At 66.9% G+C, this 19,286-nt stretch carries 17 protein-coding genes; 1 reads left to right on the top strand and 16 read right to left on the bottom strand.

Annotation, left to right across the window (positions count from 1 at the left end; translation table 11 throughout):
- Positions 1-22: 22 nt before the first annotated feature.
- The 8 genes from VIQ49_RS14830 to mihF form a co-directional block, all read right to left on the bottom strand.
- Positions 23-1,420, bottom strand: coding sequence for an RsmB/NOP family class I SAM-dependent RNA methyltransferase (locus VIQ49_RS14830; RefSeq protein WP_331885880.1), 1,398 nt, complete (start codon positions 1,418-1,420; stop codon positions 23-25).
- Positions 1,417-2,364 (bottom strand): methionyl-tRNA formyltransferase, encoded by a 948-nt coding sequence (gene fmt / locus VIQ49_RS14825; RefSeq protein WP_331885878.1) that lies wholly within the window; start codon positions 2,362-2,364, stop codon positions 1,417-1,419. The genes VIQ49_RS14830 and fmt overlap by 4 nt, the downstream gene beginning before the upstream one ends.
- A gap of 121 nt (positions 2,365-2,485) precedes the next feature.
- Positions 2,486-4,471 carry a primosomal protein N' gene (locus VIQ49_RS14820; RefSeq protein ID WP_331885928.1) on the bottom strand — a complete coding sequence of 662 codons (1,986 nt, stop codon included), beginning with the start codon at positions 4,469-4,471 and terminating at the stop codon, positions 2,486-2,488.
- Positions 4,472-4,537: 66 nt separating this feature from the next.
- Positions 4,538-5,746 carry a methionine adenosyltransferase gene (gene metK, locus VIQ49_RS14815; RefSeq protein ID WP_331885876.1) on the bottom strand — a complete coding sequence of 403 codons (1,209 nt, stop codon included), beginning with the start codon at positions 5,744-5,746 and terminating at the stop codon, positions 4,538-4,540.
- Between the two features lie 93 nt (positions 5,747-5,839).
- Positions 5,840-7,153 (bottom strand): bifunctional phosphopantothenoylcysteine decarboxylase/phosphopantothenate--cysteine ligase CoaBC, encoded by a 1,314-nt coding sequence (gene coaBC, locus VIQ49_RS14810; protein ID WP_331885874.1) that lies wholly within the window; start codon positions 7,151-7,153, stop codon positions 5,840-5,842.
- A 107-nt stretch (positions 7,154-7,260) separates the two neighbouring features.
- Complete coding sequence (rpoZ, locus tag VIQ49_RS14805; RefSeq protein WP_020108885.1) at positions 7,261-7,563, bottom strand: DNA-directed RNA polymerase subunit omega; 303 nt, start codon at positions 7,561-7,563, stop codon at positions 7,261-7,263.
- Between the two features lie 7 nt (positions 7,564-7,570).
- On the bottom strand, positions 7,571-8,161 hold the full coding sequence (gene gmk / locus VIQ49_RS14800) for a guanylate kinase (RefSeq protein WP_331885872.1): 591 nt from the start codon (positions 8,159-8,161) through the stop codon (positions 7,571-7,573).
- Positions 8,162-8,173: 12 nt separating this feature from the next.
- Positions 8,174-8,491 (bottom strand): integration host factor, actinobacterial type, encoded by a 318-nt coding sequence (gene mihF / locus VIQ49_RS14795; RefSeq protein ID WP_023959453.1) that lies wholly within the window; start codon positions 8,489-8,491, stop codon positions 8,174-8,176.
- Between the two features lie 413 nt (positions 8,492-8,904).
- Here mihF and VIQ49_RS14790 point away from each other — a divergent pair, with 413 nt between their 5' ends.
- Entirely contained in the window at positions 8,905-10,080 is a 1,176-nt protein-coding gene (locus tag VIQ49_RS14790) for an alpha/beta hydrolase (protein ID WP_331885866.1), read from the top strand.
- On the opposite strand, the gene pyrF is transcribed toward VIQ49_RS14790, so the two are convergent.
- From pyrF to nusB, 8 genes are all read right to left on the bottom strand, one after another.
- Positions 10,005-10,826, bottom strand: coding sequence for an orotidine-5'-phosphate decarboxylase (pyrF, locus tag VIQ49_RS14785; protein WP_331885864.1), 822 nt, complete (start codon positions 10,824-10,826; stop codon positions 10,005-10,007). The two genes, VIQ49_RS14790 and pyrF, sit on opposite strands and share 76 nt — an antisense overlap.
- On the bottom strand, positions 10,823-14,164 hold the full coding sequence (gene carB / locus VIQ49_RS14780) for a carbamoyl-phosphate synthase large subunit (RefSeq protein ID WP_331885862.1): 3,342 nt from the start codon (positions 14,162-14,164) through the stop codon (positions 10,823-10,825). Before carB ends, pyrF begins: the two co-directional genes overlap by 4 nt.
- Positions 14,164-15,333, bottom strand: coding sequence for a glutamine-hydrolyzing carbamoyl-phosphate synthase small subunit (gene carA, locus VIQ49_RS14775; RefSeq protein ID WP_331885860.1), 1,170 nt, complete (start codon positions 15,331-15,333; stop codon positions 14,164-14,166). The genes carB and carA overlap by 1 nt, the downstream gene beginning before the upstream one ends.
- Positions 15,330-15,830 carry a transporter gene (locus VIQ49_RS14770; protein WP_331885858.1) on the bottom strand — a complete coding sequence of 167 codons (501 nt, stop codon included), beginning with the start codon at positions 15,828-15,830 and terminating at the stop codon, positions 15,330-15,332. The genes carA and VIQ49_RS14770 overlap by 4 nt, the downstream gene beginning before the upstream one ends.
- On the bottom strand, positions 15,827-17,128 hold the full coding sequence (locus VIQ49_RS14765) for a dihydroorotase (protein WP_331885856.1): 1,302 nt from the start codon (positions 17,126-17,128) through the stop codon (positions 15,827-15,829). The genes VIQ49_RS14770 and VIQ49_RS14765 overlap by 4 nt, the downstream gene beginning before the upstream one ends.
- Positions 17,125-18,069 (bottom strand): aspartate carbamoyltransferase catalytic subunit, encoded by a 945-nt coding sequence (locus VIQ49_RS14760; protein ID WP_331885854.1) that lies wholly within the window; start codon positions 18,067-18,069, stop codon positions 17,125-17,127. The genes VIQ49_RS14765 and VIQ49_RS14760 overlap by 4 nt, the downstream gene beginning before the upstream one ends.
- Positions 18,066-18,647, bottom strand: a complete 582-nt coding sequence (pyrR, locus tag VIQ49_RS14755) for a bifunctional pyr operon transcriptional regulator/uracil phosphoribosyltransferase PyrR (RefSeq protein ID WP_331885852.1) — start codon at positions 18,645-18,647, stop codon at positions 18,066-18,068. Before pyrR ends, VIQ49_RS14760 begins: the two co-directional genes overlap by 4 nt.
- 164 nt (positions 18,648-18,811) lie before the next feature.
- Positions 18,812-19,282, bottom strand: a complete 471-nt coding sequence (gene nusB, locus VIQ49_RS14750; protein ID WP_331885850.1) for a transcription antitermination factor NusB — start codon at positions 19,280-19,282, stop codon at positions 18,812-18,814.
- Positions 19,283-19,286 lie beyond the last annotated feature (4 nt).

Below are 19,286 nucleotides of genomic sequence, written 5' to 3'. Positions count from 1 at the left end.
TCGTAGAACTGGAGCGTTTGGGTCAGTCCTTGCGGAGTGCGGCGAAGAACATCGCATCGGTGCCGTAGAGATGTGGCCACAACTGCACGTAGGGACCGGGTCCCAGGCCGTCGATCGGGACCAGTTCCCGGGTGTCGATGGCGGTGACGGGCAGTTCGTCGACCGCCCGGTCGACAACCTGCGACGTCTCGGCGGGATGCGGCGAACACGTCGCGTAGACCACCACACCGCCCGGACGCAGGAGATTGACCGCGGATTCCAGCAATTGTTGTTGCAGCACAACGAGTTCGGTGACATCGCCGGGGCTGCGGCGCCAGCGGGCCTCTGGACGGCGGCGCAGCGCACCGAGACCGGAGCAGGGTGCGTCGACGAGGATCCGGTCGTAGCCGGGCTCCAGGCCCGGATCACGGCCGTCCGCGACCTGGACGTCGACGGGCAGGTCGCGGGTCGCCTTACGGATCAATTCCGCTCTGTGGGGCGCCTTCTCGATGGCGTCGACGCGGGCTCCGTCGATCTCGGCGAGCGCACCGAGCAGCGCCGCCTTGCCTCCCGGGCCGGCGCAGAGGTCGAGCCAGCGGCCGTTGTCGTCGCCGATCAGTGGCGCCTGTTCCAGTGCCCGGGCAACCAGCTGACTGCCTTCGTCCTGAACACCTGCGATCCCTTCGCGGATCGGGTCGAGGTCACCGGGATCACCACCGTCGAGGTACACGCAATACGGCGAGTAGAGCCCGACCTCGCCGCCGGTGATCAGCGCGAGTTCTTCCGCTGTCAGCAGACCCGGGCGGGCCACCAGATGCGTGAGGGGCCGCTCGTCGTCCGCGGCGAGCGCCGCCTGCAGCGCACCGGCCGAACCTCCGAGGGCCTCGTTGAACACCTCCGCGATCCACTTCGGATGCGCGTACTGGAACGCCAGGTGACCGATCAGGTCTTCGGTGATCGGCGGGGCCAACTCCTGCACCCACAGCTCTTCGTCGCGCTGGGAGATCTTGCGCAGGATCGCGTTGACGAAGCCGACCGGGCCGTGCCCGACCCGGGAACGCACCAGGTCCACCGACGTCGACACCGCTGCGTGAGCACCGATCCGCGTCCGCAACAGCTGGTAGGTGCCCAGGCGCAGTACGTCGAGTACCGGACCGTCGATGTCAGCGACGGGGCGCTTGGCGACGTGAGCGATGATCTGGTCCAACGTGCCCGCCGCCCGGCTCGTGCCGTAGGTCAGCTCGGTCGCCAGCGCGGCATCGCGTCCACTGATCTTTCTGTCCCGCAACATCTTCGGCAGGATCAGGTTGGCGTAGGCGTCACGTTCACGGACGGCGGCCAACACATCGGCGGCCGCGATGCGCGCCGGGTCGATCGGGGTGGATTCGCGCGGCTCGCCAGAGGGGTTTCCGCCAGATCGGTTTGTGAGGGGCTGGTTCATGACAGTGCCTGTCCGTTGGTGAGTCTGGCTCCGCGTGCCCAGTCAGCACCGGCCATGGCCTTCTTGCCCTGCGGTTGCACCACATCGAGGCGGATGGGATCGGTCTGGGTTCCGACCATGAGTGCTCTCTTGGTGACGAGGAGTTCGCCGGCCGCCGGCCGTTCCTCGGAATCACTCACAACCGAATCCTTCACGATCGAGCACTGCGCGACCTTGACCCGCAGGTCACCCAGAGTGGTCCACGGACCCGGTGCCGGTGTCATCGCCCGGATGTGGCGATCGACGAGATGTGCCGGCAGGTCCCAGCGGATGCGGGCGTCGTCGATGGTGATCTTCGGCGCCGTGCTGATCCCGTCGGTCGGCTGCGGCACCGCGATCAGTGCACCGTCCTCGAGTCCGTCGATGGTCGACACCAACAGACCGGCACCGGTCTCCGCCAATCGTTCGAGGAGGTCGCCCGCAGTGTCGGTGGGCCGGATCCGTTCGGTGACCACACCGAACACCGGACCGGTGTCGAGACCGGCCTCGATCCGGAAGGTGGTGGCACCGGTCATCTCGTCCCCGGCCGCGATCGCCGCCTGGACGGGTGCGGCACCGCGCCATGCGGGCAGCAGCGAGAAATGCAGGTTCACCCAGCCATGGGTCGGCAGGTCGAGCAACGATGCCGGAACCAGACCGCCGTATGCGACCACCGGGGCGCACTCGGGCGCCCACTGCTCGAGTTGGTCGACCGCTTCGGGATCCCCGAGACGACGAGGTGTGATGACCGGGATGCCGTTCTCGTCGGCGAGTTGCGCGACCGGCGAGCGCGACACCTTGCGGCCACGACCGGCCGCGGCATCGGGACGACTGATCACACCGACGACCTCATGGCGGTCGGAGTCGATCAACGCCTGCAACGATCCGACGGCGGGCTCAGGTGTGCCCGCGAACACCACCCGCATGTACTACCTCCATGGTCGAGAAAACCGCCCGCGTCCGCGTCGGCGACCGCCCGCAGTTCACGGCCGGGAGGCCGCCTGAAGTTCCTGACGGCCTCCGGACAGCTTAGTGGGGCGGGCGTTGTCAGCCGATGGTCGGTGGATCCATCTGCACGCGGATCGGAGATGTCTCGTGGTGGGTGTTCCGGCCGATCTGGGCCACTCGCAGTGCCGCGGCGAGAACACGGCCGTCCGAACGTTTGCAGCGCAACAGTATTCGCTGCGGATCGGGCACCTCGGCCCGATCCAGACCGGACGGCAGGCGGACCCCGGCCGGCAGTTCGACGGGTCCGAGCACTTCCCCGCCCTCGGGCAGGGTCACTGTTTCGGCAAAGGCGAGCACTGCCGGACCGGCTCCGTCGATCGACGCCATCGTCACCGCAGGTGGAAAGGCGAGTTCGGTGCGTTGGTCGAGTTCGGTTTGCGCGTAGCCGACCGGGTCCCAGCGGATCACCGCCTGCACCGGCGCCAGTCCGGCATCGGCGACCACCACCATCGTCCCGCCCTGACCATGCGGACGCACGAGCATTCCGGCCGACAGCCACCGCCGGACCGCTTCTTCACCGGCCCGCAGTTCGGTGCGATCGAGTTGTGCCCAGGTGTCCAGGAGGATGACCGCGCCGTAACCACCGGCCGCGACCGGTTCGGCGCCGGGAGTCGACACCACCACACGGGCACCGGGGTCGACGCTTTCGACGAGTTTGTCGCCACCGGACGTCAGAACCGGGACACCGGGAAATGCCCGCCCCAGCTCTTCGGCCGTGCGACTGGCCCCGGTCGTCAGCGCCCGGACCTTGGTGTAACCACATTCGGCACACCGGAAGTCGGCTTCGGGATGGCCGCACCAGCGACAACTGAGCATCCCGGGTCCGGAGCTGTCCGCCCTGACGGGCCCGTCGGCCTGCATCGGTCCGTGGCAACGGCGGCACCGGACGTGTGACCGGCACCGTTCACAGGCCAGCGACGGCAGATAACCGCGCCGGGGCACGCTGAACAGGACCGGGGCGTCGGCCGCGACGGCGGCGCGGGCGGCGTCGAAGGCCACCGCCGGGATCCGTGCCGAGCGGGCCAGAGGGTCCCGGGCGACCTGGTTGTCCTCGTCGGACAGCGCCCTGATCCGGGGAGTCCGTTCGCGTACGACGGCCCGGGGCGCGGTGAGGTCGTGGGCCCATCCGGCCGCCACCAGCGCCTGGGTCTCGGTCGTGCGTCCTGCACCCGCGAGGATCAGCGCACAGGTTTCGGAATGCGACCGCAGGACCGCGACCTCCCGGGTGTGCGGATAGGGCGCACGCGGTTCACACAAGCTGTCATCGCCGTCGTCCCAGACCACCATCAGACCCAGGTTCGGGATCGGCGCGAAGGCCGCACTGCGGGTTCCGATGACCACGGCCGCCTGTCCACGCAGCGCGCGCAGCCAGCGGCGGTACCGGGCCGACGGACCCAGCCCTGCCGACAGGGAGACGACCCGATCACCGATCAGAGCGGCGCAGGCGGCTTCGAGCCGGTTCAGGTCACGCTGATCGGGCACCACGATGATCGTGCTGCGGCCGCTGATCATGGCGTGGCAGGCGACCTCGGCGAGCCGGGCCGGCCAGTCCTCACCGGGCAGCGCCTGCCAGGCTGCTCGCGCGGCCTTGCCGTCGGCGACCGCACCGAGGAACGAGTCGGAATGCCGGTAGGGCTCCCAACCCGCGAGATCCACCGTCGGCGGGACCGGCGTGCCGGGTGGCACCGGTGTGGCCTGTTCGGTCCGGGCATGGCGCGGCGGTATCGCGAGCCGCAGGACATCGGTCATGGTCCCCGCGTACCGATCGGCGACCGCCCGGGCCAGAACAGCCAGTTCCGGAGTCAGGACCTGCTCCGGCGACACCACCCGTTCGAGCCAACCGAGCCGGCCCGGATGGTCACTCGCCTCGATGCGTTCGAGCAGATAGCCGTCGACCAGGCGTCCGGAAAAGCGGACCCGCACCCGGACACCGGGCCTGGCTTCCTCATGCTGGGCGGCCGTCACCTTGTAGTCGAACGGCCGATCCAGATGTGCCAGACCCAGCAACGGCAGAACACGCGCGATCGGGAGCTGCGGGGCGGGCTCACGATCGTTCTTGGGGGCGATGGGCCTGGCTCGGACGGACTACGGTCAGATACCCGCCGCCGCGCGAAGCTTCTCCGCGCGGTCGGTGCTCTCCCACGGCAGGTCGATGTCGGTACGGCCGAAGTGACCGTAGGCGGCGGTCGGTGCGTAGATCGGCCGCAGCAGGTCGAGGTCGCGGATGATCGCACCGGGACGGAGGTCGAACACCTCGGTGATCGCCGACTGGATCTTGGCGGGATCGACGTTCTCGGTGCCGAAGGTCTCGACGAACAGACCCACCGGGGCGGCCTTGCCGATGGCGTAGGCGACCTGGACCTCGATGCGTCCGGCCAGTCCGGCTGCGATCGCGTTCTTGGCCACCCAGCGCATCGCGTACGCGGCGCTGCGGTCGACCTTCGACGGATCCTTGCCCGAGAAGGCACCGCCGCCGTGACGGGCCATGCCGCCGTAGGTGTCGACGATGATCTTGCGGCCGGTCAGACCGGCGTCGCCCATCGGGCCGCCGAGGACGAACTTGCCGGTCGGGTTGACCAGAAGGCGTACATCGCTGGTGTCGAGGAACGGGAGGTTGAGCTCTTCGAAGACCGATCCGAGGACCTGGTTGCGGATGTCGGGGGTCAGCAGGTTCTCGAGGTCGATGTCCGCGGCGTGCTGGGTGGAGACGACCACGGTGTCGAGGCGAACCGGCTTGTCACCGTTGTATTCGATGGTCACCTGGGTCTTGCCGTCGGGACGCAGGTACGGCAGGACGCCGCTCTTGCGGACCTCGGTCAGCCGACGGGCGAGGCGGTGCGCCAGCGCGATCGGCACCGGCATGAACTCGGGGGTCTCGTTGGTGGCGTACCCGAACATCAGGCCCTGGTCGCCGGCGCCCTGACGGGCGATCTCGTCTTCGGTGATGCCCTCGACCCGGGACTCGTAAGCGTTGTCGACGCCCTGCGCGATCTCGGGTGACTGCGCGCCGATCGCGACGTTGACGCCGCAGGAGTTGCCGTCGAAGCCCTTGGCCGACGAGTCGTAGCCGATCTCCAGGACCTTCTCGCGGACGATCTTGGGGATGTCTGCGTACGCGGTGGTGTTGACCTCACCGGCGACATGGACCTGTCCGGTGGTCACCAGCGTCTCCACCGCAACCCGGGCACGTGGATCCTCGGTGAGAAGAGCATCCAGGATCGAGTCGCTGATCGCGTCACAGATCTTGTCGGGATGACCTTCGGTGACGGACTCGCTTGTGAACAAACGGGAATCGGTCATGAATTTCCTCTCGGAACGGTAGTCCTCAACGGACAGGGCGTGGGTGCGTCAAGACCCGCAGACCTCAAATTACACAGTCTTGGTGTTGTCAAATTACACAGGCTTCGTGTTGTGGGTTAGATCGACCATCGGTGCTCCACCACCAGGGCGCGTGGCCCCTTCATCAGGGCGCATGGCCACCACCGCGTCAAGTATTCGGCTCGCCATGAGTGTCTTGGTTCCCAAGGGCAGTGCGGTCTCGTGGCCGTCGGCAGCGAGAACCCAACCGGTGTTGTGATCCATGCCGAACGCCTTACCGTCACCGACCGCGTTCACGACGAGCAGATCGCAACCCTTGCGGGCCAGCTTGGCGCGTCCGTGGTCCAGGACTCCATGATGCTCGTCTCCCGTCTCGGCGGCAAAGCCGACGATCGAGACCTCCCCGGGGATCTCTCCGGAGCGCCTGGCCCGCACCAGACCGGCCAGGATGTCGGGGTTGGTCGTCAACTCGATCGGTGCGGGACCGTCGCCGGTCTTCTTGATCTTGGATTCGGCCACGGACACCGGCCTGAAGTCGGCAACGGCGGCAGCCATGATCACCACATCGATCTCCGGCGCCCGTTTGGCCATCTCTTCGGACAACTCCTGGGCGGACTTGATGCGGACGAGTTCGACTCCGGCCGGAGTCGCGAGATCGGCGGTGGCACCGGCGACCAGGGTCACCTGCGCGCCGCGCTGTGCGGCGGCCCTGGCCAGGGCGTACCCCTGCTTACCCGAACTGCGGTTGCCCAGGTAGCGGACCGGATCGAGGGGTTCGCGGGTACCCCCGGCGCTGATCAGGAACTTGACGCCGCGCAGGTCGTACGGCAGGGCGTCGGAACGTTCGAGGAGGAGTTCGCCGAGCAGGGCGATCTCCTGCGGGTCGGGCAGACGCCCGGCGCCGGAGTCGACACCGGTGAGGCGCCCGGACGCGGGGGTGATGACCGTGGCGCCCTGCTCACGCAGGGTGCGGACGTTGGTCTGGGTGGCTGGGTGCTCCCACATCTCTGTATGCATCGCCGGCACGAACATCACCGGACATCGCGCGGTGAGCAGTGTTGAGGTCAGGAGGTCGTCGGCACGGCCCGACGCGGCCCGTGCCATCAGATCGGCAGTGGCGGGGGCGATGATGACGAGGTCGGCTTCCTGCCCGAGGCGCACGTGTGCGACCTGGGGAACGTCATCGAACACCTCGGTGCTCACCGGATTTCCGCTCAGTGCCTCGAAGGTGGCGGCGCCGACGAATTTGAGTGCCGATTCGGTGGGGATGACCCGCACACCGTGACCGGCCTCGGTGAAATGGCGGATGACGGAACCGACCTTGTACGCGGCGATTCCACCACCGACGCCGACAACGATGTTCTTGCGCCCACTAACCGCTTCGGCCACGAAACCTCATCCTCGCTCGTGGTGCCGCGACTTGATCGCCGTCACCAGATCCCCCCGACAAACACTTGTCCCACGATTCCGGAAACCCGGAATCGTGGGAGTCGGTGTCACTCGCCTTCGGTGTGCTCGAGCAGGTCGGCGTGGATTTCGCGCATCGCGATCGAGAGCGGCTTCTCCTGGAGGCCCGGCTCGACGAGAGGGCCGACGTACTCGAGGATCCCGTCGCCGAGCTGGTTGTAGTAATCGTTGATCTGACGCGCGCGCTTGGCCGCGTAGATCACCAGTGCGTACTTCGAAGAAGCCCGTTCGAGCAGCTCATCGATCGGCGGGTTCGTGATACCAAGCGGGGTGTCGTACGCCGTCGCGTCGACCTCGCCGATGAACTCGTCCTGGGTGGTCAAGCTGCTCACAGTTCTCCTACGAATTATTCAAATGGGATTCAACCAGCAAGGATAGCAACTGTTGGGCCACTGAGTCGACTTCGTCGTTCACGATGACGTGATCGAACTCGTCGGCGCTGTCCAATTCGGCCCGCGCCGTCTGCAGTCGGCGCTCCATCACCTCGTCGGATTCGGTGCCCCGGCCACGCAATCGCGCGACCAGAACGTCCCAGCTGGGAGGGGCCAGAAAGACGGTGACGGCCTCCGGAACCGTGTCGCGAATGTTCCGCGCCCCGGCCAGATCGACCTCCACCAGAGTGGGTCTCCCCTGCTCCATGGCCTCGTACACGGGTTTGGCGGGTGTTCCCGAGCGTTGCAGCCCGCCATGGATCTCAGCCCATTCGAGGAGTTGGTTCTCCTCGATGAGCCGATCGAACTCGTCGCGACTGACGAAGTGATAGTCGCGACCGTCCACTTCACCGGCCCGCGGATCGCGGGTGGTGGCCGACACGCTGAACATCAGCTCGGGGAGCAATTCCCGGAGCCGACGGACAACGCTCGACTTGCCGACAGCAGAGGGACCGGCCAAAACCAGCAGCCGGCCCCTCTGTTGTAGATCTTGACTCACGCGCAAAAACGATCAGGCAAAGTCGAACTTGGCGAGCAGAGCCTTCTTCTGCCGATCGCCCAGGCCGCGCAGGCGGCGGGTGGGGGCGATTTCGAGCTCGGTCATGATCTCCTGGGCCTTGACCTTGCCAACCTTCGGCAGAGCCTCGAGGAGCGCCGACACCTTCATCTTGCCGAGGATCTCGTCATTCTCGGCGTCCTTGAGTACCTGCTGCAAATCGGTGCCGCCACGCTTGAGGCGCTCCTTCAGCTCTGCCCGGGCCCGGCGAGCGGCAGCTGCCTTCTCCAAGGCAGCGGCGCGCTGCTCATCTGTCAACTGGGGAAGGGCCACGGTTCCTCCGATTTCGTCTGTGTGTTCTCTGCCCCGGCACCGGTGATGTCGGGGCGGCCACCTTGTGAGGGCAGCGAAAGCGACCGTACCCACGTGAGCTGCGATTTGCGACCCCGCCCCCTGCATTCCCCCACGAAAACCGGTGTTATAAGCCTGTCGAACCACACCGGCGGGTGAAGTGGCATCAGATCGCCAAGCTCCTGGTTCGGATTCTTCGAACCAAGGAAATCGGTTGTGCCACAACTCATTCCATTCGTCGCTTGCCGACTTTTCGCCAACATGACATACATCACACTCGAGGTACGCCTGTGACAGGAGTTTCTCGCCGGAATATTTCTGAGATTTCTGCGCCTTGCGCGTGTCGGAGATGGGTTTGACCTGCGATGAGTACCACCTCGCGGTGCTGGTGTTAGATGACCTTCGTGATCGATCGACTACCGACTCCGGTGCGCAATCTCATGCGGTTGACAGTCGGCGGTGGCATCCGCGACGAGGTGCACACCCCACACACGACCCTGCATTCCGAAAGACACCGTGTCCTGCGCCGCTACGGCGACCTCGACCAACTCGCCCGGGCCCGCGAACAGGGCGGAATCCCGGTTCTGTTGCTGCCGCCGCTCGCGGCACCCGCGGCCTGTTACGACCTCGAACCCGATCACTCCTACGTCGGGCACCTTCTGGAACAGGACCGTATCCCGTATGTCATCGACTACGGCGAGATGGACCGATCCGACCGGGCCCTGGGCTTCGAGGGATTCATCGACGACATCATCCCGCAGGCCATCACCCGGGTGCTCGCGGATTTCGACGGATCCGCCGCAGCGGTCGACCTCGTCGCCTGGAGTCTGGGCGGCACCGTCGCACTGCTCACGCTGGCAGCCGACCCCGGCCTGCCGGTCCGATCGATCACCGCCATCGGCACACCACTGAACTACGGCCTGGTACCTCCGTATCCGCTGGTCCGGCAACTGGCAGGCAAGACCGGTCCGCGGCCCGTCACGGCGACGCTGAGCGCCTTGCGCGGCATTCCTGCACCTCTGGTGCAGATCGCCTACCGCGGCACCGCATGGCAACGTGAGCTCAAGAAGCCCTGGTTCATCATGAACAACCTCGGCAACACCGAGACCCTGGCCCGGATGGAGGTCGTCAACCGATTCCAGCGCCGGTTCCCTGGCTACCCGGGCCGGTTGTCGGAACAGATGTGGGAACAGTTCATTTACCACGACGAACTGGCAGGTGGCGTGGTGAACTTCGGCGATCGCCGCATCGACCTGACCACCATCGCGGTACCGGTGCAGCTGTTCGGCAGCCACCGGGATGTCATCGTCCCGTGGGCCGCAGCACGTCACGGCGTCGAACTGCTGGCCCAATCACCGCAGGTGCACTTCACCACGGTCGAGACGAGCCACCTGGGACTCATCGCGGGCCCGGACGCCGAGTCGCAGACGTGGCCGCGGATCGATGCGTTCCACGCCGCGCTGGACTATCCCCCGCTCGTGAGCGGTCCGGGCGATCAGGACAGCACGGACTCGATCTCCGCCGCCACTTCCAGCGCCGCATCACGCAGCGCGGGCACATCCGGTCCGTAGCGCAAGACCGCACGAGAACTCGAGGGCAGCAACCAGCCGAGGTCGGCGCCGGCGAAGACGCCGCGCAGATCGTCGGCGGTGGCGCCCTGGGCACCGAGCCCGGGGGCCAGCACCGGCGCACCGAGTTCGCCGAGGTCGAGACCGTGTTCACGGGTGGCGCCGACGACAACACCGACGGTTCCCGAACCGTCGGCGTTGGCCGATGCGGCCGCGTCGACGATCCGCTGGGCCACCGTGACACCCTCACCGCGGGCGAGCTGCAGCGCAGCACCCTCCGGATTCGAGGTCCGGGCGAGGACGAACACACCGCGCCCGCCCGCACGCGCGAGGTCGATCGCCGGCGACAGCGATCCGAAACCGAGGTATGGCGACACGGTCACCGCGTCGGCGCACAGCGGAGACGCCGGATCGAGCCAGGCCCGGGCATAAGCGGCCATCGTCGATCCGATGTCGCCGCGTTTGGCGTCGGCGATCACCAGTGCTCCCCCGGCCCGGCAGCCGGCGATCACTGTCTCGAGGGCGGCAAATCCCTCGGAACCGAAGGCCTCGAAGAACGCGACCTGCGGTTTGATCACGGCCACCGTGCCGGACAGGGCGTCGACGCAGATGTCACCGAACGCCCTGACCCCGGCGCCACTGACCGGCAGCCCCCATTGCTCGAGGAGTTCGGGATGCGGGTCGATGCCCGCACACAGGCGGCCACGCTCGGCGACCACCGCCCGATAACGCTCCGCGAATGTGCTCACCAGCCACCCAGCATCGAGCGGTGCCGCGACTGCAGCGAGAGCACACCCATCGCGCCGCCGAGTGCGGCCTCGATGCCCTGGATCGCGGCGCTGGCGCCCTGAACGGTGGTGATGCAGGGGATGTTCACCGACACGGCGGCACTGCGGATCTCGTAGCCGTCGACGCGCGGCCCGGAGTTGCCGTACGGGGTGTTGATGACCATGCCGATCTCACTCGAGCGGATGTGTTCGACCACCGACACCTCCCCGTCGGGTAGGTGCGTATCGGAATGCTTGTACACCAGGGTGCAGGCAATCCCGTTGCGGCGCAGCACATCCGCGGTGCCCTCGGTGGCCAGGATCTCGAACCCGAGGTCGGCGAGGCGCTTGACCGGGAACAGCAGCGCCCGCTTGTCCTTGTTCGCGACCGAGACGAAGATCTTGCCGCTGGTGGGCAGCGAGCCGTAGGCCGCGGTCTGCGACTTGGCAAACGCCCGGCCGAAGTCGGCGTCGATGCCCATGACCTCGCCGGTCGACTTCATCTCGGGACTGAGCAGCGAGTCCACACCGGTGCCGTCGGCGCGGCGGAACCGGTTGAACGGCAGCACCGCTTCCTTCACCGCGATCGGCGAGGTGGTCGGCAGCAGCGATCCGTCGCCTTCGGCGGGAAGCAGTCCGTCGGCGCGCATCTCGGCGATCGTCGCACCGAGCATCAGCCGGGCACACGCCTTTGCCAGCGGCACCGCGGTGGCCTTGGAGACAAACGGCACGGTGCGGCTCGCCCGGGGGTTGGCCTCGAGGACGTACAGGATGTCGTCCTTCAGTGCGTACTGGACGTTGAGCAATCCACGCACGCCGATGCCCTTGGCCAGCGCTTCGGTGGAGCGGCGGACGGCATCGAGATCGGAGCGCCCCAGTGTGATCGGGGGCAGGGCACACGCCGAGTCACCGGAGTGGATGCCGGCCTCCTCGATGTGTTCCATGACACCGCCGATGTAGCAGTCGGTGCCGTCGTACAGGGCATCGACATCGATCTCGATGGCGTCTTCGAGGAATCGGTCGACGAGGACCGGGTGCTCCGGATTGATGTCGGTGGCCCGGGAGATGTAGCCGTCGAGGGACTCCTCGTCATAGACGATCTCCATGCCGCGGCCGCCGAGAACGTACGAGGGACGCACGAGCACCGGGTAGCCGATGCCGCTCGCGATCTCCTTGGCCTGGTCGAACGTGGTGGCCATGCCATACTTCGCGGCCGGGAGGCCGGCTTCGGCGAGCACCTTGCCGAACTCGCCGCGGTCCTCGGCGAGGTCGATGGCCTCGGGACTGGTGCCGACGATCGGCACGCCCGCCGCCTGGAGACGGTGCGCCAGCCCGAGCGGTGTCTGTCCGCCGAGCTGCACGATGACGCCGGCGACGGTCCCCGACTCCGACTCCGCGTGGAAGACCTCCAGCACGTCCTCGAAGGTGAGGGGTTCGAAGTACAGCCGGTCGGCGGTGTCGTAGTCGGTCGACACGGTCTCCGGGTTGCAGTTGACCATCACGGTCTCGTAGCCGACCTCGGTCAGTGTCAGCGCGGCGTGGACACACGAGTAGTCGAACTCGATGCCCTGTCCGATGCGGTTGGGGCCCGATCCGAGGATCAGGACCTTGGGCCGCTCGGTCTGCGGTGCGACCTCGGTCTTCGCGGCGGGGTCGAGTTCGTACGTCGAGTAGTGGTACGGCGTCGCGGCCTCGAACTCGGCGGCGCAGGTGTCGACGGTCTTGTAGACCGGACGCACCCCCAGGCTGTGCCGCAGGTCGCGGACCGCGGCCTCGTCGGCGAGGTCATCGCGCAACGCGGCGAGCTGGCGGTCCGACAGACCGGTGCTCTTCGCCAGGCGCAGCAACGGCTCGTCGAGAACCTCCGCCGTCCGGATATCTTGTCCCAGTTGATGAATGCCCTCGATCTCGGCCAGGAACCAGGGGTCGATCTTGGTCGAGTCGAAGAGCTGCTCGACGGTGGCTCCGAGCATGAACGCCTGCATGATCCCGTACAGGCGGCCGTCCTTGGGCACGCTCAGTCGCTCCAGCAGCTCCGGCAGGGTCTCGGCAACCGCACCCTCGACCACCGGTTCGGTCCAGAAGCCGGCGGCCTTGGTCTCCAGTGAGCGCATGACCTTGCCGAGCGCCTCGGCGAACGAGCGCCCCAGCGACATCGCCTCACCCACCGACTTCATGGTGGTGGTCAGGGTGTCGTCGGCGCCGGGGAACTTCTCGAATGCGAACCGCGGCGCCTTGACCACGACATAGTCGAGCGTCGGCTCGAAGCACGCCGGGGTCTTCTTGGTGATGTCGTTGACGATCTCGTCGAGTCGGTACCCGACGGCCAGTTTCGCCGCGATCTTCGCGATCGGGAAGCCCGTGGCCTTCGACGCCAGCGCCGATGACCGCGAGACGCGCGGGTTCATCTCGATGACAACCAGGCGACCGTCCGCCGGGTCCATCGCGAACTGGATGTTGCACCCGCCGGTGTCGACGCCGACCTCGCGGATGATGGCGATGGAGAGGTCGCGCATGTCCTGGTACTCGCGGTCGGTCAGGGTCATCGCGGGTGCGACGGTCACCGAGTCGCCGGTGTGCACACCGACCGGGTCGACGTTCTCGATCGAGCAGACGACGACGACGTTGTCGGCGCCGTCGCGCATCAATTCGAGTTCGTACTCTTTCCAGCCGAGGATCGATTCCTCGATGAGGACGTTGGCCGTCGGCGATGCCGACAGTCCCCCACCGGCGATGCGGTTGAGGTCGTCCTCGTTGTAGGCCATGCCCGAACCGAGGCCGCCCATGGTGAACGACGGCCGGACGACCACCGGATAGCCGAGTTCGGCGACGGTCTCGTGGACCTGTGCCATGGTGTAACACACCGCCGAACGGGCGCTCTCACCACCGACTTTGGCGACGATGTCCTTGAACTTCTGGCGATCTTCACCGCGCTGGATCGCGTCGAAGTCGGCACCGATCAGCTCGATGTCGTACTTCTCGAGGATGCCCTGCTCGTGCAGTGCGACCGCGGCGTTGAGTGCGGTCTGGCCACCGAGCGTCGCCAGGACGGCGTCGATGGGATGTCCGGCGTCGCGCTCGGCCACGATCACCTTCTCGACGTACTCGGCGGTGATCGGCTCGATGTAGGTCGCGTCTGCGAACTCGGGGTCGGTCATGATCGTGGCCGGGTTCGAGTTGACCAGGCTCACGCGCAGGCCCTCGGCACGCAGCACCCGACACGCCTGGGTACCGGAATAGTCGAACTCACAGGCCTGGCCGATGACGATCGGCCCGGAACCGATGACCAGGACATGCGACAGGTCGGGACGGCGGGGCATCAGGCACTGGCTCCTTGTAGCTGGGAAACGAACTTGTCGAAGAGGTACGCCGCGTCGTGAGGGCCGGCCGCTGCTTCGGGGTGGTACTGAACCGCGAACGCGTTGCCGCTGATCAGCTCGACGCCTTCAACGGTGCCGTCGTTGGCGCACGTGTGGCTGATCCGGGCCCGGCCGAAGTCGGTGTCGAACTCCTCGCCGGCCTCACCCTCGAGCGCGAATCCGTGGTTCTGGGCGGTGATGGACACCGCTCCGGTGGCGTGGTCGATCACCGGGATGTTGATGCCGCGGTGCCCGAACTTCATCTTGTACGTGCCGCGGCCCAGGGCCCGGCCGAGGATCTGGTTGCCGAAGCAGATCCCGAACAACGGGATCCCTTCGCCGAGGATGTGGCGGGTCAGGTCGACGATCGGATCCGCGGTGGCCGGGTCGCCCGGGCCGTTCGACAGGAACACACCGTCGGGCTTGATCGCGGCGATGGCATCGGGGCTCGAACCGGCCGGCAGCACATGGACCCGGATGCCGCGCTGGGCGAACATCCGCGGGGTGTTGGTCTTGATCCCGAGGTCGATCGCGGCGATCGTGAAGCGCGCCTCGCCCTCGGGTTCGATGACGTACCCGTCAGTGGTCGTGACCTCACCGGCCAGGTTGGCGCCCTTCATCTGTGGGGCCTCGACAACCCGCTGCAGCAGCTCGTCGGCGTCGGCGAGGGCGTCTCCGGAGAAGATCCCGGCGCGCATCGAACCGTGGTCGCGCAGGGTCCGGACGACGGTTCGGGTGTCGATGCCGGCGATGCCGACGATCCCCTGCTCGACCAGTTCGTCTTCGAGTGTGGAGGTGGCCCGCCAGCTCGACACGCGGCGGGTGGGATTGCGGACCGCGTAGCCCTTGACCCAGATCTTCCCGGAATCGTCGCCGGCTTCACCGGTCCTGCCGGTGCGGCTTTCGCCGTCTTCCTTGTTCCAGCCGGTGTTGCCGATCTGCGGCGCGGTCGCCACGACGATCTGCCGGTGGTAGCTGGGATCGGTGAGGGTCTCCTGATATCCGGTCATCGCGGTACAGAAGACCGCTTCACCCAGGGTCTGGCCCAGTGCGCCGTATCCGGTCCCGGTGTAACGCTCGCCGTTCTCCAGAACCAGCACCGCTGGCGTTGCCCGGTTTGGCTGTGTCACTGCTTTTTTCCGTCCTGCTCGAAAGGTTTGACCCACTGCGGGTAGATGGTCTTGTCGTCGGCGCGGATGCCGGAGTCGATCTCGGTTCCCGACGGCAGCAGCCATCGGATCACCAGCACGCCGTCCGCGGTCATGACTTTTCCGGCCAGCCCGCGTTCGGTACGGATCGCCGTGATCTGGTCCTCGGGGATCCAGATGGGGTTGGCGCCGTGGCGCTCGATCAGGATCCCGGTGGCATATCGGCTGATCTCTGCGGTGGCCCGGTCGCCGTAGTCGCCCACTGCGACGCGGTCCTGCCAACTCGGTGCGATGGTCGAACCGACGTACAGGCCGGTGTGCGGTCCGATCCGGCTCGGCCCCAGGTCCGACGGGACCTCCGGGAACGCGCCGAGTATCTGTTCCTGACGGCGGCCACGACCACGCCAGCCCAGCAGCATCAGGCCGACGATCCCGCACCAGGCCGCGATGACGATCAGGACAACCACAACTCCGGTCATCGCGCCGACCGGACCTTGCCGCCGTTGTTGGTGATCTCGCCCCGCAGAACCGTGGCGATCACGGTCCCGGGCAGGGTCAGTCCGTCGAAGGGCGAGTTGGCCGAGAGGCTGGCCAGGGCGTCCGACCGCACGGTCCACTCGGTGTCCGGGTCGACCAGTGCCAGGTTGGCGGGTTCGCCGACGGTGATCGGTCGGCCCTGATCGGACAGTCCGGTGATCTCTGCCGGCCGCTCGCTCATCACCGCGGCCACACCCCGCCAGCCCAGCAGTCCGGGCTTGACCATCGTCTCGATCACGATCGAGAGCGCGGTCTGCAGACCGAGCATGCCGGGGCGGGCGCCTGCGAACTCGCAGCACTTCTCCTGCGCGGCGTGGGGTGCGTGGTCGGTGGCCACGCAGTCGATGATGCCGTCGGCCAGCGCCTGACGAAGAGCAACCTTGTCGCGTCCTTCCCGCAGCGGCGGGTTGACCTTGTTGACGGCGTCGTAGGTCTCCAGACGACTGTCGTCGAGCAGCAGGTGATGCGGCGTGACCTCGGCGGTGATCGAAATACCCTGTCCGCGAGCCCATTTCAGCAATTTGACGGTGCCCTCGGTGGAGGCGTGGCAGATGTGTACGCGGGTTCCGGCATCGCGGGCCAGCAGCGCGTCGCGGGCGACGATCGACTCTTCGGCGGCACGTGGCCAACCGCTCAACCCGAGGCGCGCCGCGGTGGCACCCTCGTGGGCGATGGCGCCCTTGGTGAGTCGGGGCTCTTCGGCGTGCTGGGCGATCAGGACGTCGAGGCCCTTTGCGTATTCGAGGGCCCGGCGCATCAGCAACGGATCGTCGACGCATTTGCCGTCGTCGCTGAACATCCGCACCCGGCCCGCACCGGCGGCCATCGCGCCCATCTCGGCAAGCTGCTTGCCTTCGAGTCCGACGGTGATCGCACCCACCGGGTGGACATCGACGAGCCCCACCTCCTGGCCGCGCCGCCAGACGTAGTCGGTGATGACCGGGCTGTCGGCAACCGGATCGGTGTTGGCCATCGCGAACACGGCGGTGTACCCGCCGAGAGCGGCAGCCGCCGAACCGCTTTCGATGGTCTCGGTGTCTTCGCGGCCGGGTTCACGCAGATGCGTGTGCATGTCGACGAACCCGGGCAGCACGATCGCTCCGGCACCGTCGAGCACGTCGACGTCGGCACCGGCGCTCAGATCGGCTCCGATCTCGGCGATGTCGCCGTCGCGAACGAGAATGTCCACGGCGTCACCCCCGTACGGTCGTACGCCACGGATCAGCAGATCGCCGCTCACGCCACACCCTCACTCTCGGTACCGACCAGCAGTGTGAAAAGCACTGCCATACGCATGTGAACTCCATTGGAAACCTGTTGCAGCACAGTCGACTTCGATGAGTCCGCAACAGAGAATCCGATCTCCATGCCGCGCAGCATCGGCCCGGGATGCAAAACCACGGCGTGATCGGCCAGCAGGGCTGCCCGCCGGTCGGACAACCCGTACCGGATCGAGTACTCGCGAGACGACGGGAAGAATCCGCCGTTCATCCGTTCGGCCTGGACACGCAGCAGCATCACCGCATCCACCGCGGCGAGTTCGGCGTCGAGGCTGTGCGAGATCTCCACCGGCCAGGTTTCGACACCCACCGGCAGCAGGGTCGGCGGCGCCACCAGTACAACCTGCGCACCGAGGGTGGCCAACAGATGCGCGTTGGATCGGGCAACCCGGGAGTGCAATATGTCGCCGACGATCGCTATCCGCCGGCCTTTGAGCGAACCGAGCCGCTGCCGCAGGGTCAGTGCGTCGAGCAGCGCCTGTGTCGGGTGTTCGTGAGTACCGTCACCAGCGTTGATCACCGAGGGGCCGGGGCCGTCCTCGGCCGTCCACTGTGCGATCTGATGCGCCGCGCCCGAGGCCGGATGACGGACGATGAGGGCATCGGCACCGGCGGCGCGCAACGTCTTTGCGGTGTCCCGCAACGATTCGCCCTTGTTCACCGACGAACTCGAGGCACTGACGTTGATCACGTCAGCACTCATCCACTTACCGGCAACCTCGAAGGAAACCCTTGTGCGCGTGGAGTTCTCGTAGAACACGGTCATGATCGTGCGCCCACGCAGCGTGGGCAACTTGCGGATCTCGCGACCCACCAGAGCCTCTTCGAAGCGCTCGGCTTCGTCGAGCAGCGCCGTGGCGGTGTCGAGGTTCAGATCACCGACGGAGAGCAGGTGTTTCATGCGCCCTCCCCCGCCCGCAGGACAACCCGGTCCACACCGTCGTGTTCACGCAGGTGCACCTGGACGTCTTCGCTTCGCGAGGTGGGGATGTTCTTGCCGACATAATCGGCGCGCAGTGGCAGTTCGCGGTGTCCGCGGTCCACCAGCACCGCGAGCTGCACGGCCGCGGGGCGACCGAGGTCGCGGAGTGCGTCGAGTGCGGCCCGGACGGTCCTTCCCGAATACAGCACGTCGTCGACGAGCACCACGAGTGCGCCGTCGACGCCGCCCGCCGGAACCGCGGTGGGTTCGAGCGCACGGTGCGGCTTGGCACGCAGGTCGTCGCGGTACAGGGTGATGTCGAGGTAACCGACGGGAACCTGGACACCGGCGAACTCGGCGATGTTCGCCGCCAGGCGCCGCGCGAGAAAGATGCCCCGAGTGGGGATTCCGATGATGACAACCCTCGGTGTGTCGGGGTCGTCGAGAGCTGTCTTTTCGATGATCTGATGCGCTATCCGCGCAATGGTCCTACCCACATCGGCATCGTCGAGTAACTCGCGACCCGCGTCGGTACCGTCGCTCTGTGAAGCTGGCACGGTTGTCGGGACCTCCTTCTCCGCCTCTCCGGACGGATCGTTAAAGGATGTCGGCCACTGCGATGGCGGTCGACATCACTGCCGCCCACCATCGCAATTTCACCGCAAACAATATCAGGCCGGCTCGGACGCCCGACGGCTGCGGTGAATCACCAGGAATTGATTCACGCTTCTGGCGTCTGGGACTGCTGGGACTCGAGTGACGCACGCACCTGAGGTGCCAGCAGTACAACCCGGCCCAGCACCCCGTTCACAAACGCCGGCGAATCGTCCGTGGACAATTCCTTGGCCAGTTCCACGGCCTCGTCGACCACCACCATCGTCGGGACATCGGTGGTGTTGAACAGCTCCCAGGTGGCCAGCCGCAGGATGGCGCGATCGACTGCGGGCAGTCGCGGGAGGGTCCACTCGTTCAGGTGTGACGAGATCACCGCGTCGATCTGTGCGGTGTCACCGGCGATGCCCTCGATGATCTGGGCGGTGTAGTCGTTGATCTTGCCTACGCTGTCATCGGTGATCGCCAGCTCTCGACGCTGCGTGATCAGATCGACGGGCGAGCAGTTCTTGACCTCTGCCTCGAACAGCAGATCGACGGCACGTTTGCGTGCCTTGTGTCGGGTACCGGGCTTTTTCACCAGC

The organism is Williamsia sp. (genome assembly GCF_036566845.1).
GTDB lineage: Bacteria > Actinomycetota > Actinomycetes > Mycobacteriales > Mycobacteriaceae > Williamsia.
Note: the sequence above shows the minus strand (reverse complement) of the source record. Positions and strands in the feature narration are given on the sequence as shown.

Coding starts and splice junctions, on each gene's coding strand:
- VIQ49_RS14830 (WP_331885880.1), bottom strand. CDS start 1,420: ATGAACCAGCCCCTCACAAACCGATCTGGCGGAAACCCCTCTGGCGAG.
- VIQ49_RS14790 (WP_331885866.1), top strand. CDS start 8,905: ATGACCTTCGTGATCGATCGACTACCGACTCCGGTGCGCAATCTCATG.
- VIQ49_RS14760 (WP_331885854.1), bottom strand. CDS start 18,069: ATGAAACACCTGCTCTCCGTCGGTGATCTGAACCTCGACACCGCCACG.
- fmt (WP_331885878.1), bottom strand. CDS start 2,364: ATGCGGGTGGTGTTCGCGGGCACACCTGAGCCCGCCGTCGGATCGTTG.
- metK (WP_331885876.1), bottom strand. CDS start 5,746: ATGACCGATTCCCGTTTGTTCACAAGCGAGTCCGTCACCGAAGGTCAT.
- VIQ49_RS14770 (WP_331885858.1), bottom strand. CDS start 15,830: ATGACCGGAGTTGTGGTTGTCCTGATCGTCATCGCGGCCTGGTGCGGG.
- carB (WP_331885862.1), bottom strand. CDS start 14,164: ATGCCCCGCCGTCCCGACCTGTCGCATGTCCTGGTCATCGGTTCCGGG.